The 13,812-nt window shown below is 63.7% G+C and carries 14 protein-coding genes; 5 read left to right on the forward strand and 9 right to left on the reverse strand.

Features of this window, described 5'->3' with window-relative positions:
* Positions 1-18: 18 nt before the first annotated feature.
* From LFT47_RS18815 to LFT47_RS18825, 3 genes are read right to left on the reverse strand one after another with little or no spacing between them, the layout of a single operon-like run.
* Positions 19-777: an amino acid ABC transporter ATP-binding protein gene (locus LFT47_RS18815; protein WP_236813071.1), complete on the reverse strand. Its 759-nt coding sequence runs from the start codon at positions 775-777 to the stop codon at positions 19-21.
* Between the two features lie 5 nt (positions 778-782).
* Complete coding sequence (locus tag LFT47_RS18820) at positions 783-1,679, reverse strand: amino acid ABC transporter permease (RefSeq protein WP_236813073.1); 897 nt, start codon at positions 1,677-1,679, stop codon at positions 783-785.
* A complete protein-coding gene (locus tag LFT47_RS18825; RefSeq protein ID WP_236813075.1) occupies positions 1,676-2,620 on the reverse strand; it encodes an ABC transporter substrate-binding protein in 945 nt (314 codons plus the stop codon). Before LFT47_RS18825 ends, LFT47_RS18820 begins: the two co-directional genes overlap by 4 nt.
* A 186-nt stretch (positions 2,621-2,806) precedes the next feature.
* On the opposite strand from LFT47_RS18825, the gene LFT47_RS18830 reads away from it, so the two are divergent.
* Both LFT47_RS18830 and LFT47_RS18835 read left to right on the forward strand, forming a co-directional pair.
* Positions 2,807-3,487 carry a TetR/AcrR family transcriptional regulator gene (locus LFT47_RS18830; RefSeq protein WP_236813077.1) on the forward strand — a complete coding sequence of 227 codons (681 nt, stop codon included), beginning with the start codon at positions 2,807-2,809 and terminating at the stop codon, positions 3,485-3,487.
* A 67-nt stretch (positions 3,488-3,554) separates the two neighbouring features.
* A complete protein-coding gene (locus LFT47_RS18835) occupies positions 3,555-4,766 on the forward strand; it encodes an aminotransferase-like domain-containing protein (RefSeq protein ID WP_236813079.1) in 1,212 nt (403 codons plus the stop codon).
* A 143-nt stretch (positions 4,767-4,909) separates the two neighbouring features.
* Here LFT47_RS18835 and LFT47_RS18840 read toward each other — a convergent pair whose 3' ends face one another.
* The 5 genes from LFT47_RS18840 to LFT47_RS18860 form a co-directional block, all read right to left on the reverse strand.
* A complete protein-coding gene (locus tag LFT47_RS18840; protein ID WP_236813081.1) occupies positions 4,910-6,583 on the reverse strand; it encodes an amidohydrolase in 1,674 nt (557 codons plus the stop codon).
* A gap of 42 nt (positions 6,584-6,625) precedes the next feature.
* On the reverse strand, positions 6,626-7,624 hold the full coding sequence (locus LFT47_RS18845; RefSeq protein WP_236813083.1) for a C-terminal binding protein: 999 nt from the start codon (positions 7,622-7,624) through the stop codon (positions 6,626-6,628).
* On the reverse strand, positions 7,614-8,420 hold the full coding sequence (locus tag LFT47_RS18850) for an amino acid ABC transporter ATP-binding protein (RefSeq protein ID WP_272909595.1): 807 nt from the start codon (positions 8,418-8,420) through the stop codon (positions 7,614-7,616). The genes LFT47_RS18845 and LFT47_RS18850 overlap by 11 nt, the downstream gene beginning before the upstream one ends.
* Positions 8,417-9,151 carry an amino acid ABC transporter permease gene (locus LFT47_RS18855; protein WP_236813085.1) on the reverse strand — a complete coding sequence of 245 codons (735 nt, stop codon included), beginning with the start codon at positions 9,149-9,151 and terminating at the stop codon, positions 8,417-8,419. Before LFT47_RS18855 ends, LFT47_RS18850 begins: the two co-directional genes overlap by 4 nt.
* Before the next feature lie 66 nt (positions 9,152-9,217).
* Positions 9,218-10,138 carry a transporter substrate-binding domain-containing protein gene (locus tag LFT47_RS18860; protein ID WP_236813088.1) on the reverse strand — a complete coding sequence of 307 codons (921 nt, stop codon included), beginning with the start codon at positions 10,136-10,138 and terminating at the stop codon, positions 9,218-9,220.
* A 224-nt stretch (positions 10,139-10,362) separates the two neighbouring features.
* On the opposite strand from LFT47_RS18860, the gene LFT47_RS18865 reads away from it, so the two are divergent.
* Positions 10,363-11,289 (forward strand): Lrp/AsnC family transcriptional regulator, encoded by a 927-nt coding sequence (locus tag LFT47_RS18865; RefSeq protein ID WP_236818703.1) that lies wholly within the window; start codon positions 10,363-10,365, stop codon positions 11,287-11,289.
* Between the two features lie 137 nt (positions 11,290-11,426).
* On the opposite strand, the gene LFT47_RS18870 is transcribed toward LFT47_RS18865, so the two are convergent.
* Positions 11,427-12,521, reverse strand: coding sequence for a pyridoxal-phosphate-dependent aminotransferase family protein (locus tag LFT47_RS18870; protein ID WP_236813090.1), 1,095 nt, complete (start codon positions 12,519-12,521; stop codon positions 11,427-11,429).
* Positions 12,522-12,880: 359 nt separating this feature from the next.
* Here LFT47_RS18870 and uraD point away from each other — a divergent pair, with 359 nt between their 5' ends.
* Both uraD and uraH read left to right on the forward strand, forming a co-directional pair.
* Entirely contained in the window at positions 12,881-13,411 is a 531-nt protein-coding gene (uraD, locus tag LFT47_RS18875) for a 2-oxo-4-hydroxy-4-carboxy-5-ureidoimidazoline decarboxylase (protein ID WP_236813092.1), read from the forward strand.
* Complete coding sequence (uraH, locus tag LFT47_RS18880) at positions 13,408-13,749, forward strand: hydroxyisourate hydrolase (protein WP_236813094.1); 342 nt, start codon at positions 13,408-13,410, stop codon at positions 13,747-13,749. Before uraD ends, uraH begins: the two co-directional genes overlap by 4 nt.
* Positions 13,750-13,812: the final 63 nt, after the last annotated feature.

The raw sequence follows: 13,812 nt of genomic DNA on the forward strand, positions 1-13,812 counted from the left end.
GATTCCTTAATGTGTGGCCTAGAGAACTTTGGAGAGGAACGCCTTTGTTCGCTCGTGCTGGGGGCGGGAGATGATTTCGTTGGGATCGCCGGCTTCGACGATGACGCCGCCGTCCATGAACGCGACGACGTCGGCCACTTCGCGGGCAAAGCCCATCTCGTGGGTTACGACGATCATGGTCATGCCGTCGCGGGCCAGGGCTTTCATGACGTCGAGGACTTCGCCCACGAGTTCGGGATCGAGTGCGGAGGTTGGCTCGTCGAAGAGCATGAGGCCGGGCTTCATGGACAACGCCCGGGCAATGGCGACGCGCTGCTGCTGGCCGCCGGAGAGTTGGGCCGGATAGTGTCCAGTGCGGTCGGCGAGGCCCACCTTGGCCAGGAGCTCGCGGGCTTCGGCCTCGGCTTGGGCCTTGGGAACCTTGAGGAGTTTTACCGGGCCCATCATGACGTTTTCGAGGGCTGTCATGTGGCCGAAGAGGTTGAAGGACTGGAACACCATGCCGATCCTGGAGCGGCGTTTGTTGATGTCCTTCTGGTGTGCCTCGATGAGCCTGTCGCCGTGGACCTCGTAGCCGATCATGCGGCCGCCCACCAGGATGGTTCCGGAGCTGGTGGTTTCGAGGTGGTTGACGCAGCGGAGCAAGGTGGATTTGCCGGAACCGGAGGGGCCGATCAAGCAGGCTACTTGGCCGGATTCGACCGTGAAGTTGATGCCTTTGAGGACCTCCATGCCGGAGAAATCCTTGTGCACGTTGAGAAACTGGACTTCAGACATTGCCGCTACGCCTTTCGTGCCTGGATGGCGTTGCCGCGGGAGTACCGCTTCTCAACGCGGGCCTGGACGAGCGAGAGGATGGTGGTGAGCAGGATGTACCAGAGGCTCGCCACGATCAGGAGCGGGATCTGCTGGAGGTTGCGGGCGTAGATCTGCTGGGCGTTGTACAACAAGTCACCGACGCCGATCACGATCACCAGGGAGGTGGTCTTGAGCATGGAGATGGTCTCATTGCCTACCGGCGGAAGGATGATCTTCATGGCCTGGGGGATGACCACGTGGCGCAGGGTTTCCATCCGGCTGAAACCCATGGCGTGGGAGGCCTCGGACTGTCCAGCGGGAACACCCATCAGGCCGGCACGCACGATTTCGGCCATGTAGGCCCCTTCGTTCAAGCCCAGGCCCAGGATGCCTGCCACGAACAGCGGGAGGACATCGTTGGTGTTCCATTCCACCAACATGGGACCGCCGGGGATGCCGATGCCGATGGTGGGGAAGAGAACAGCAGCGAAGCCCCAGAAAAGCATCTGCACCATGAGCGGCGTGCCCCGTAAAAACCAGATGTAAGCGCCGGCCACGCCGCGCAGGAGCGCGTTGTCAGACATCCGCATGACCGCGATCACCAGGCCGATCACGAGTCCCAAGACCATGGCAATGGCCGTGAGTTCGATCGTGGTCAGGAGGCCGTTGAGGATACGGATATCGAACAGGTACTTGGCCACGGTGGGCCAGCCGAAGCCGGGGTTGGTGACGATGACGTAGGCGCCCATCAGCGCGAACAGTCCCACCACCACCATGGCGATCAGTTGTCCGGGCCGTTTGCGCTTGAGCACGGGCCGCGACGCCAAATCCGCGAAGTCATGCCGTGCCTCGGCGGCGACTGGCAGCTCGGACACGGTCATGACCCCGCCGTCGGGTTGACCTCGGACTTGGTGATGATGCCGGACTTGAGGTTCCAGGCGTCCATGATCTTGGCGTAGGTTCCATCGTCCATGAGCGACTGGACTGCCGCCTGGAACGCCTTGGACAGGCCGCCGTCGTCCTTCGGGCTCACGACGCCGGACAAGGACGGCTCCACGAGGATGGAGTCCACGGAGGTGAAGGCGTCCGGCTGCAGCTGGGCGTAGTATCCGGTGAGCGCGTTGTCGGCCACGAGTGCCTGGGCACGGCCCGATGCCACGGCCTGGTTGACGTTGTCCTGCTGGGGCAGCAGCAGGGAAACAGGCTTGTCCTTGCCGGCGTCGGCGCACTTCTTGTCGAACGACGGAAGCACGCTCAGCGCCTGCGTCGTCCCGGTCTGGGCAGCGACGGTCTTCCCGCAGAGGTCCAGTTCCGAGTTGATGCCCAGTGGATTGCCCTTTTTGACCATGACGGATGTCCCTCCGCGCATGTAGCTGACCATGTTGACTTTGTCCTTGCGCTCGTCCGTGATGGAGAAAGCGGCCCAGGACGCGTCGTAGCGGCGGGCCTCGATGCCGGCCAGGATGCCGTTGAAGTCGGCCTTTTCTATCTTGATGGTGACGCCCATCTTCTTCGCCACGGCCAACGCCATGTCCGGTTCGAGGCCGACAATCTTGCCTTGGTCATCGGTGAAGTCGATGGGGGCGTAGGTGGGGTCCGTGACGAGGGTCAGTGCGCCTTTGCTCTTGATGGCGGCCGGAAGCAGCGTCTGAACCTTGGAATCGGCTTGAACGGCCTGCGCGAGTTCCTGGCCGCTTTGAGTGCTTTGGCCGCCGGCCGATGCATTGCCGGAGGCGGTAGCGGCCACACCCTCTGTGTTTGAGCAAGCCGTCGTCAATGCCAGGAAACTGATGGCTGCCGCTGCCACGAGCGGGCTTTTCATGCCGTTTCGCATCATTTGTGGATCTCCGGTTCGAGTCGGGTTGAAATAACAATATGTTCAACTTATTGTGAGATGAGTAACAACGCGTGTCAAGGGACCATGGCAACATCGTGGAGAGATGACTACCGGCACCCACAAGGCGCCCCACCTGGACCAGCGCGACCAGACAAACGAAGGAGCAACGGCATGAGCGAGACAAACCCGGGCCGCCGCACACGAAGCGTCACGGCAGAAGCCATGGCAGAACGCCGGCAGAGCATCCTGCACCATGCCTCGCAGGTAATCTCCCGCGAAGGCGTGGAGGGCTGCTCCTTCGCCGAACTGTCCGAGGCTTCAGGTTTCAGCATCGGCATGATCCAGCACTATTTCCGGCACCGGGAACGGCTCATCGGCGCCGCGGTGGAGTACCGCATCGACGAATCCCTCGCCGAATGGCAGCGCATCTACGATCACGGCAACAACGCGGTGGAACGCCTGCACGATCTGCTGACGTTCTCCATCCAAAGCGACACCCCGTTCGAAGAAGCGTGGGGATTCTGGCTGCAGATCTACGCCGCCGCCCACAAGAACTCCGAGATCAGGGAAAGCGTCGCAGCAGTCTGGACGTCATGGCGAGGGCTGTTCGTCAGGGCGCTCGAAGAAGCCGTGGACGAGAAACTGCTCCAGCCGGCCATCGATGTTGACGAAGTGGCCACGTTGCTTCTGGCCACGATCGATGGCCTCGCGATCGAGTCCTTGAACGGGGTCCACAGCTTCTCACCTGCGGAGATGATCGAAACCCTGCACCGCTTTGCCGCCCGGGAGTTCGGCATTGACGCCGACGAATTCATCCACAAAAAGCGCTCCAGGCTCGTGGACGCTCACTAGGACACACACGCGCGGGGCGCATCGAAGCGCCCCACTAAAAAGCGCCCACCAACACCGAAGGACCACCATGACCACCACGACAGAGCTGTCCCATACCGGCCGGATGGCCAAGCGTGCGGCCGGTTTCCAGCCCTCCCCCGTCCGCGCAGTCTTCGATGTTTCCATGCAGCCGGGCATGATCTCCCTCGCCGGCGGCAACCCCTACCTGCCCGTCCTGCCGATGGAGCGCATCGCCGCCATGGCGTCCGACGTCGTCGCTCGCCGCGGGCTGGAAGCCCTCCAGTACGGCTCCGGCGCTGGAACCGAGGACCTCCAGGCGCTGATCTGCCAGGTCATGGAACTCGAGGGCATCAAGACCTCCCCGCAAAACGTGCAGATCACCGCGGGCTCGCAGATGGCGCTGGAACTCGTGACCAAGCTTTTCTGCGATCCGGGAGACGTAGTGATCGCGGAAGGACCCACCTACGTGGGCGCGCTCGGCGTGTTCGAAGGCTTCCAGGCCGACGTAGCCCACGTGGCGATGGACAACGACGGCGTCGATCCCGACCGCCTCCAGGACGTCATTTCAGGGCTCAAAGCCGCGGGCAAGACCATCAAGTTCTTCTACACGATTCCCAACTTCAACAACCCCTGCGGCATCAGCCTTTCCCTGGAGCGGCGGCAGCGCGTGGTGGACATTTGCCGCGCGGAAGGCGTGCTGATCGTCGAGGACAACCCTTACGGCTTGCTGACCTTCGATGGCACGCTCAAGCCGGCCTTGCACTCACTCGACCCGGACAACGTGTTCTACCTGGGCTCGTTCTCAAAGATCTTCGCCCCCGGCCTTCGCGTTGGTTGGGTCGTTGCGCCCCACGAGGTGCGCGGCCGCCTCCAGATCGCCTCCGAGGCCACCACCATCTGCCCCTCGGTCTTGAGCCAACTGGTGGTGGAGCAGTACATCAGCAGCTTCGACTGGCGGGACCAGATTGCGGCGTACAGTGCCGTCTACGCCTCCCGCTGCAAAGCCACCCTCGACGCCTTGGCCGCCTACATGCCCGAAGGAACCCGTTGGACCACACCCACTGGTGGCTTCTTCACCTGGGTCACGCTGCCCGAAGGGATCGACACCGAGCACGTGCTGGCCGCTGCCATCGAGGCGGGAGTCGTGTTTGTGCCCGGCAGTGCCTTCTACGCCGACGGCGGTGGCAGCAACCAGCTCCGCATCGCCTTCTCGTACGCGCCGGAGGAGCAGCTCACCGAGGGAGTCAAGCGCTTGGCTGAGGCCATCCGCCGGGCCTAAGCCCCAACTGACTCGCATTTGGTGTCGTTTTGGAGGCTGAGAACGACATTAAGTGCGAGCTAGTTGGGTCCGGCCGCAAGCAACACAAAACCCCGACGTCGGCACCCACCTGAGTGCCGACGTCGGGGTTTAACTGTGTTCACTCAGCCCGCGTACACCCGCACGCCGTTGACCCAGGTCTCCACAACGTCGATGCCGCTGATGTCGCCTTCGTGCGCCTCCAGCGGGTCGGCGGCGAGGATCACGAAGTCGGCCAGCTTGTCCGGTTCGAGGGAACCGAGGTCCTGCTCGCGACCCATGGCCCGTGCCCCGTTGATGGTGTGGGCGCGGAGGGCTTCAACCACGTCGATCTTGAGATCATCCGAGCCCAACTGGACGCCGGAACGGGTCTTGCGGGTCACGGACGTCTGGATGGCTTCCAACGGCCGGGGGTCAGCTACGGGAGCATCCGAGCTCATCGTCACAGGCACCGCTGCGGCCACGAATTCGCCGAGGGGGTTGAAGCGCTCGCCCGGGGAACCGATGGCATCCGTGACGCCGGGACCCCAGTTGTAGTAATGCTGCGGCTGGTTGACGGGCATGATCCCTAGCTCGGCCATTTGCCCGATCTGCTCCAACGTCGGCAACCCGCAGTGCTCGATCCTGTGCCGGTGATCCGCCCGTGGCGAAGCCGAAAGAGCCTCGCTGACGGCGTCCAACACCAACTGAATGGCAGTAGGCGATTGGGCATGGGTCGCCGTCTGCAGCCCGGCGTTGTGCGCCTTGGCGACCAACGCACGGTACTCGGCCGGCTCGTGGTAAAGCGAGCCGGTTCGGCAGGGATCGTCGCGGTAGCCCTCCGGGAAGTACGCCGTCCAGCCGCCCAAGGTGCCATCCGCATAGAGCTTGATTCCGGCGAATGAAAGGAGGGAATCTCCGAACTTGTCCACGAGGCCCAGTTCCAGCACCTCGTCCAGGAGGCTCGACAGGAAGTAGGCGTTGATGCGAGTCACCAGTTCACCCCGCTCCACGAGGTCCAGATAGGCGCCGAATTCGCGCTTCGTCACCTGGGCATCGCCGATGGTGGTCACGCCGTGGCTGAGGAACTCGCGCTGGGCGTGCAGCAGCTGGGCGCGGTGGTGTTCCTTGCTGTCTCCGAGGTGGAAGTTCGGTCCGTGGTGCCCCAGTTTGACGCCACCGTCTCCTGTGAGGATGTCGCACGCGGCGTCGGAGAGCTCACCCGTCAGCTCGCCGTCGGCATCCCGGAAGAACGTTCCGCCCGGCGGGTTGGGAGTGTCGCGATCCACTCCCGCCTTCGCGAGCACGTACGAGTTCACCACTCCGCCGTGGCCGCTCGCGTTCATGACGTACACCTCGCGCGTCGTGGACACGGTGTCGAATTCCTGCCGCGTGGGGTGGCGCTGCTCGGCAAGGTTGCGGTGCTCGTAGCCGTAGCCGCGGATAGGAGTGTCTCCTGGGTTGTCGGCCGCCGCCTTGGCCAGCAGTGCAAGCATGGTGGGGATGTCCGGCGCGGCCTCGGGACCGCAATCCACCCAGGACAGCAGCTGTCCGTACATCAGGGGATGCGCGTGCGGGTCGACGAAGCCGGGTACCAGCGTGCGTCCCCGGAGGTCGACGACGTCGGGCACCGCCGTCGTGAGCTTAAGCGCCGCTTCGCGGCACTCGTGTGGCGTCCCGACGGCGGCAACACGGTTGCCGATGACCAGCATCGCCTCCGCGACGGAGTTCAGGGCGTCGACGGTCCTGATGCGGCCGCCGAAGAACAGCGTTGCAGCTGGCGCTACGGTTGAAGTTTCATGGGATGCCAGGAATGACATGGGAATGACCTTTGCGTGTTGAAGTTGCGGTACGGCCGGAACTCAGCGGGCGGGTGCCAGCTCGAACAACGGGGTGTCCGGGGCTCCGGTGCGGGCTTGGGAAATGACGTTCTGCGCCTGGATCCTGACGTATTCGGCCAGCGTGTAGTCCGAGAGGAAGCCGACATGGGGCGTCACGAGGATTCGCGGGTGGCCCATGAGGGGATGGTCGGCCGGTGCCGGCTCGACGTCGAGCACGTCCAGCGCCGCTCCCCGAAGGTGGCCGGAGTCGACGGCGGCGCGCAAGGCATCGTTGTCGATCAGCTGACCGCGGCTGACGTTCACCAGATAGCTTCCCGGCCGCATCGCCGCGAGGCTTTCAGCGTTGATGATGTGGTGCGTCTCCTCCGAGAGCGGCATGTGCAAGGACACGACGGCGGATTCCGCCAGGACTTCTTCGAGGCCGGTCCGGCGGATGCCCGCCTTCGCCAGGGCTTCCCTCGTGGCCGGGGTGTCCGGGAGGTAGGGATCGTAGCCGACAACCTCGCCGAAGACGCCGGAGGCGAGCTCTCCGAGACGGCTGCCGATCCGCCCGAGTCCGATCAGCCCCAGCCGCTCCTGGCTGAGCCGGAACACGGTGCTGTCCGGTCGGCCGTTCCAGTCCCCCTCGGCCACGCGTCCCTGGAAGAAAGGAATTTCGCGCGTGACTGCGAGGGCGAGCGCCAGCGCGTGCGAAGCGACTTCCTCCGTGGCGACGCCGGGGAGGTTGCTGACCCAAATGCCGCGCTCCTTGGCGGCATCGAGGTCGACGTTGTCGAAGCCCATCGAGACCAGGGCAATGATCTTCAAGCCCGGGACGGCGTCCATGACCTCGGCAGTCACGGTGGCGTAACCCACCAGCAAGGCATCGGCGTCCTTCGCCTGCTCCGCGATGACCGCCGGATCCTGGGTGCCGAGGTACCGGACCTCGTAACCGTTGTCCTCGAGCAGGGCGACGCCGGCGGAGTAGTCGAGGTCTTCCATGTCCGTGTAGACGGCGAGGGGGCGATCCTTAGTGGACATGGCTCAAGAACTTCCTCGTGCGCTGGTGCTGGGGGTTGTCGAAGAACTCGTCCGGTGTGGCTTGTTCCACGATCACCCCGCTGTCGAACAGGGTCACTTCATCAGCTACCCTGCGGGCGAAACGGACCTCATGGGTGACCACGATCATGGTCATGCCATCGTTGGCCAGGCCCTCCATGACGTCCAGGACTTCGCCCACCAACTCGGGATCCAGTGCGGAGGTCGGTTCGTCGAAGAGAAGGACGTCCGGGTTCATCACCAAGGCGCGGGCGATGGCCACGCGTTGCTGCTGGCCGCCGGAGAGCTCTGAGGGGAAATGCCCGGCGCGGTGCGAAAGACCCACGCGGCCGAGCATGGCCATGGCCTGCTCTTCGGCTTCCTTGTGATGGACGCCCTTGACGGAAGTCAGCCCGAGCATCACGTTGCGGCAAGCCGTCAGGTGCGGGAACAGGTTGAACTTCTGGAAGACCATGCCGATATTGCGGCGTTCCTTGGCGAGTTCGCGTTCGGGCAGGGCCACGGCTCCGTTTGCTTTCTCACGGACACCGATGCGCCGCCCGCGGAGCCGGATCTCGCCGTCGTCGGCTGGCTCGAGTAGCGCCATCAGGCGCAACATCGTGGACTTGCCGGAACCAGAGGGACCCAGGACTGCCTTGACTTGTCCTTGGCGGATATCGAATTCAACCCCGCGCAGGACGTGCTGGTCCTGGTAGCTCTTGTGGAGATTCCGCACGCTGAGCACGGGGTCGTTGGTGGACCAGGTTTCCGGCATGAGTTCCGGGCCGCTGTGTGTCATGACTGCACTCCTTGGCCGACTGGTTCCAGGATGGAAGGCTTCTTGGTTTGGGACCGTGACGTCCAGACGAATTTCTTTTCTACATAGCTTTGGAGAAGGGTCAGAAGGCTGACGATGATGAGGTAGTACACGATTGCCGCGGCGTAGTACTCGGCGTATCGGAACGTGATGTTCACGCCCACCTGGGCCGTGGTGAGGAGTTCTTGCAGGGAAATCACGGAGGCCAGCGAGGAGAACTTCACGAGGCCGATGAACTCATTGCCGGTGGGAGGCAGCGCCGTGCGGATGGCCTGCGGCAGAACGACCTTGAGCATGACCTTGACCGGCGACATTCCAAGCGCCCTGCCTGCCAGAGCCTGGCCCTCGTCGATACTGAGCAACGCCGAACGGATGATTTCCGCCATAAATGCGGCTTCCACGATGCCCAGGCCGATGAACGCGGCGATGAACGGGGAGAACCAATCCTGGCGGAGGACGGGGAAAAGCTGCGGCAACGCGTTCCAGATGATGAGCAGCACCAACAGGGCCGGAATGGCCCGGAAGAACCAGGTGTAGATTCCTGCGACGCCCTGGGCGATCCGGCTGCGCGACGTGCGTCCCAGGGCAACGGCAAAGCCGATGGCCGTGGCCAGGATGAGAGAAAGCACCGCGACGGCGACGGACAGGAAAGCCCCCGACACGTAGCTCGGATTCACGAGTTGTTGGACGAAGATGTTGACGTCGAATTCCATCACCAGCTCCTTTCGCGATAGGTGGCGGGGGCCGCAGCGCTGTTGCGGCCCCCGCGGGGAGGATGGCTAGGGGACGTCGACGATCGTGGGATCGAGCTTGTTGTCCTTGGCGATCTTGGCCAAGGTGCCGTCCTGGTGGAGTTCCTTCAGCGCTTGCGCGATGGCGGGAGACAACGGGTCGTTCTTGCGGGTGAACACGCCGAAGGTGGTGTCGGCCGGGAAGACTCCCGGGGCCACTGTGAGCTTGCCTTCGTTCTGGCTGGCCATGTAGGCGGCCGCCACATTGGTCTCGATCAAGGCCTCGGACTTGCCGTTGAGGCCTGCCAGCACTGTTTCAGCGGTCTTGGGGTATTCGGTGAGCTTGGGCTCGTCCTTGCCGGCTTTCTTGCACTCGTCCTTGAGCGCAGTGACGCGGGCGGCGTTGGCTGAGGCACTCTGCGCTGCGACGGAGTGGCCGCACAGATCCAGCGAGGTCTTGTAATTCCCGGCGCTGCTTGGGGCGGCGAGGATCGCGGGACCCGCGTTCATCACTGCTGAAGCGTCGGCGACGTCCAGGCGGGCCTTGCTCATATAGAGGCCACCGAAGATGGCATCGCAGCGGCGGGTTTGGAGCCCCGGCATGAGGCCGTCGAAGGTGGTCACTTCAAACTTGGCATCGACGCCCCAGTGTTTGGCGAGCGCCCGGGCGGCATCGGCGTCGAACCCTGCAATGTCACCGCTGGAACCGTTGGCGTAGTACTCCAGCGGCGCGTATTCCGGGTCGATGCAGAGGGTGAGCTTGCCGCTCGTGGTGAGGCCCTTCGGCGCGGTGGCCGATGCCTGCCCCGTGGAACTGGGGGAGGCCGCGGCGGAGCAGCCGCTTAACAGCAGGGCCAACGCAGCGGCCGCCAGGGCGGGCTTCGTGAACTTGAGCATGTGCAGATCTCCAATGACTGTTGGGGTCGCGTGGAAACGCGAGTCGGAGGGCGCCGATGTGGCGTTGATCACGATGCTAGCGAAAAAACTGCGCAAATCAAGCGAATCAGTTGTTTAATACTGATGTGACGCAGTTTTTGCACGAAACTCTGGTCTTCTTGATTCAAATCACTTGCTTGTCGCTTGACTCGTGAAAGTATTGATTACGACGGCGGAGCCCGACTCAAGAGGGCGCCGCACCTTCGCTGGGCACCCACTGCCGCGACCCCGAAGACAAGGCGGTTATTGTGAAGACCATGCATGATCTGGACGACAGGCTGATCCGCCTGCTGCAGGCCGATGGCCGGGCCTCGTTCAGCGATCTGTCCAAGCAGCTGGGCGTGACACGCTCCGCCGTGACGGCCAAGGTCAATGAGCTCACATCCTCCGGAGAACTGCGGATTGTCGCTGCAGTCCATCCGCGATTGCTCGGCCTGACCGCCGTCGCGCACATCTCCATCCAGCTCAACGGTTCCGCACGGGCTGCCCTGGAGAAGCTGAGCCAATTGGACGGCGCCGTCTTTGCCTCCCTCACCACGGGCAAGTATGGCATTATCGCCGAACTCCGCCTGCCGACGGTGGAAAGGCTCTATGAAGACGTCGAGGCCGTCCGCCTTTGCGAAGGCGTGGCTGCCGTCGATGTCCTCATGTACAAAGAGGTGGTCCGCAGCCTCTTCCTCGGGAAGGAGCCACCGGACCCCCGGCTCGAACTCGACCAGGCGGACCTGCTCCTCATGAGCGAGTTGCAGGTGGACGGGCGCCTCGGCTTCGAGGCCCTCGGCGAACGGATCGGCCTTTCGGCCAGCGCCGCCAGGATCCGGGTCCTTCGCCTGCTGGAAGCCCGCGTCATGCAGATCGGCCCTATCCGGAGCCGTTCCGGCTCTTCGCGGTCCATGGCCTTTGGCTTCGGAATCTCGACAGCAGCCGGCACTGAGGAAGCAATCGACTTCTTCTCTGCGACGCCCGGCGTGGAGTTCATAGCCAGCTGCCTCGGCAGGCACGACCTCGTGGCAACCGTGGGTGTCAGCTCCCTGGACGAAATGTACGAGGTCCTGGACAAGGTACGCGCGATGGACTCAGTGGCAAGCGTGGAGTGCTGGCTGCATCTGAAAATCGTCCAGGAACGATACGCCAAGCCCCTCGACAAAATGCTCGCGACCAAGGCCCAATCCAACGGCCACTAGTGTCCCTGGTTCCCCTCCCGGCTCCCCCTCTTCGACGCTCGCTCACAAACAAGGCTTCCCGGCGTGACGCTCGCTCACAAACAAGGCCTCCCGGCGTGACGCTCGCTCGGGATTTGGCCGCCAAAAGGAAGCGCGCGTCAGGCTTTGGCGATCGCTTCTTCCAGCGCGCCAAGGACGAGCTTCACCGACGCCCTGTTGGCATTCGGCCCCATCATGCCTATCCGCCAAACGGTCGACGTAAACGCACCCGCCCCGGAGCCGATTTCCATACTGAAGTTCTCCAGAAGGTATGCGCGGACGGCGGCCGAGTCCACGCCGTCGGGCACTTTAACCGTGGTGAGGCTCGGCAATCGCGCGCCCTCCGCGGCAAACAGCTCGAGCCCCATCGCTTCAAGGCCATCCCGCAACTCGGCCCCGGCCGCACGGTGCCGCGCTTGAACAGCCGCGAGCCCCTCGGCCAAGATGCGGTCCAGTCCTGCCTCGAGCCCTGCGATCATGGTCACCGGAGCCGTATGGTGATAGGTCCGGCTGCCGCTCGCCGCGCCAACATACCCACCCAAAAGGCCGATATCCAGGTACCACGATCGCGGCTCCTTGATGCGCCGCTCGAAAGCGCGCTCGGACACGGTGAACGGCGACAAGCCAGGGGGCGCTCCCAAACACTTCTGCGTCCCGGCATAACCGACGTCGATCCCCCAGTCGTCAGCAAGAAGGTCCAGCCCGCCGATGGACGTCACCGCGTCCACAATCAATAGCGCGTCGCCTTTGCCTGCGCCAAGGGGCGCGACGTCGGACAGGACACCCGTCGAGGTTTCGGCATGGACGGCGGCGATCACCTTCGGATGCGGGTGCGCGGCGAGAACCCGCTCCGCGTCCACCGGCTGGCCCCATTCATGGTCGACGCGGACCACCGTGGCCCCGCAGCGGCGCGCAACCTCACACATGCGCTCACCGAAAAGCCCATTGACGGCGATTACTGCCACGTCGCCGTCGGACACTGTATTAACAAACGCAGCCTCCATGCCGCCGGATCCAGTGGCACTCAACGGCAGGGTGCGGGCATTCCGGGTTCCCCACACAGTTCGAAGCCCCGCGCATGTCCGGTCCAGGCGCTCTATGAACACCGGATCCAAATGCCCGATCACCGGATACGCCAACGCGGCGGTCACTTCCGGATAGCAATTGCTGGGACCCGGTCCGAAGAGATACCGGGAAGTCAGGACCTCTGGCATGGCGGAACTCCTTTGGCTCGTTGCTGACATTGTCCACCAGACCGCAAAAGTGAGCGAGCGTTTCGGGAGAACCCGGCATAAGTGAGCGAGCGTTTCGGGAGAACCCGGCATAAGTGAGCGAGCGTCGCAGGACGAGCGGGGCAGGGAGGACAGGGCAGGGCGGGGCGGGAGGACCGTGGTGCGGTATTCTCTTGACACCACGGTCGTCATTGGATTCACTATTACGTATGCTGAAATAACAGTTCCATGATGTGGAAGGCCTGGGGCGCGGAGGCGCGCAGGTCCATCCGGCAGGATTCGCCGGAGTTCCGCATAGCCAACACCATGGATGCCAGCACTCGCACGAGGAATGAACAAGCATGCAGCTTGAAGTATTCAACAGCGTGGACCGTGCGGACGCCATCGACGTCCTCCGCCCATGCCTCGATATCCAGCGTTGGGTGGAGCAGGTCGCAGATGCGCGCCCCTTCAGCGGCTTGGACTCCTTGCTAGATTTCGCCCGGGAAACCGCAGAGCCCTTCACCTCGGACGAAGTGGCCGCTGCAATGGCCCATCACCCCCGGATCGGCGAACGGCCCAATGCCCAGACCACGGAAGCCGCGATGTCCCGCTCCGAACAGGCGGGCGTCGACCCCGGCGATGACGGCGTCGTCACCGCTTTGGCCGAAGGCAACCGTGAGTACGAGTCCAAGTTTGGCCGCGTCTTCCTGATTCGCGCCGCGGGCCGGACAGCCAAGGAAATCCTGGCCTCCCTCCAAGAGCGCCTGAACCACACCGCTGAAGAAGAAGACGTCATCGTGGCGGGCCAGTTGCGCGAAATCGCGTTGCTGCGCCTTGCCGGCGTGATCAGCGAAGCCAGCGCAAGCACCGAAGGAGTGTCCAGCAAATGAGCGTTTCCCAGATAACCACCCACATCCTGGACACCGGTTCCGGGCGGCCGGCGGCCGGCGTCGCCGTCGTTCTCTCCGTGCGCGACGGAGACAACTGGAGGCACGTCGCTACCGGCACCACCGACGAGGACGGCCGGATCAAGGACCTGGGTCCTGAAAGGGTCGACGGCGGCAGCTACCGCCTGAACTTCGCAACAGGTCCGTATTACAAGGCACAGGGCGTGGACACCTTTTTCCCGGAAGTGGACTTGAGCTTCACCGTGTCCGACGCCGGCGAGCACTACCACGTACCGCTCCTGCTCAGCCCCTTCGCGTTCTCGACGTATCGGGGAAGCTAACGCGTCGATTGCTCCCCACCGGCTCCCAACCTTCGCAAGTCCCCACCGGCTCCCAACCTTCGC

The sequence above is a fragment of the Arthrobacter sp. FW306-2-2C-D06B genome (assembly GCF_021789175.1).
Classification (GTDB): domain Bacteria; phylum Actinomycetota; class Actinomycetes; order Actinomycetales; family Micrococcaceae; genus Arthrobacter.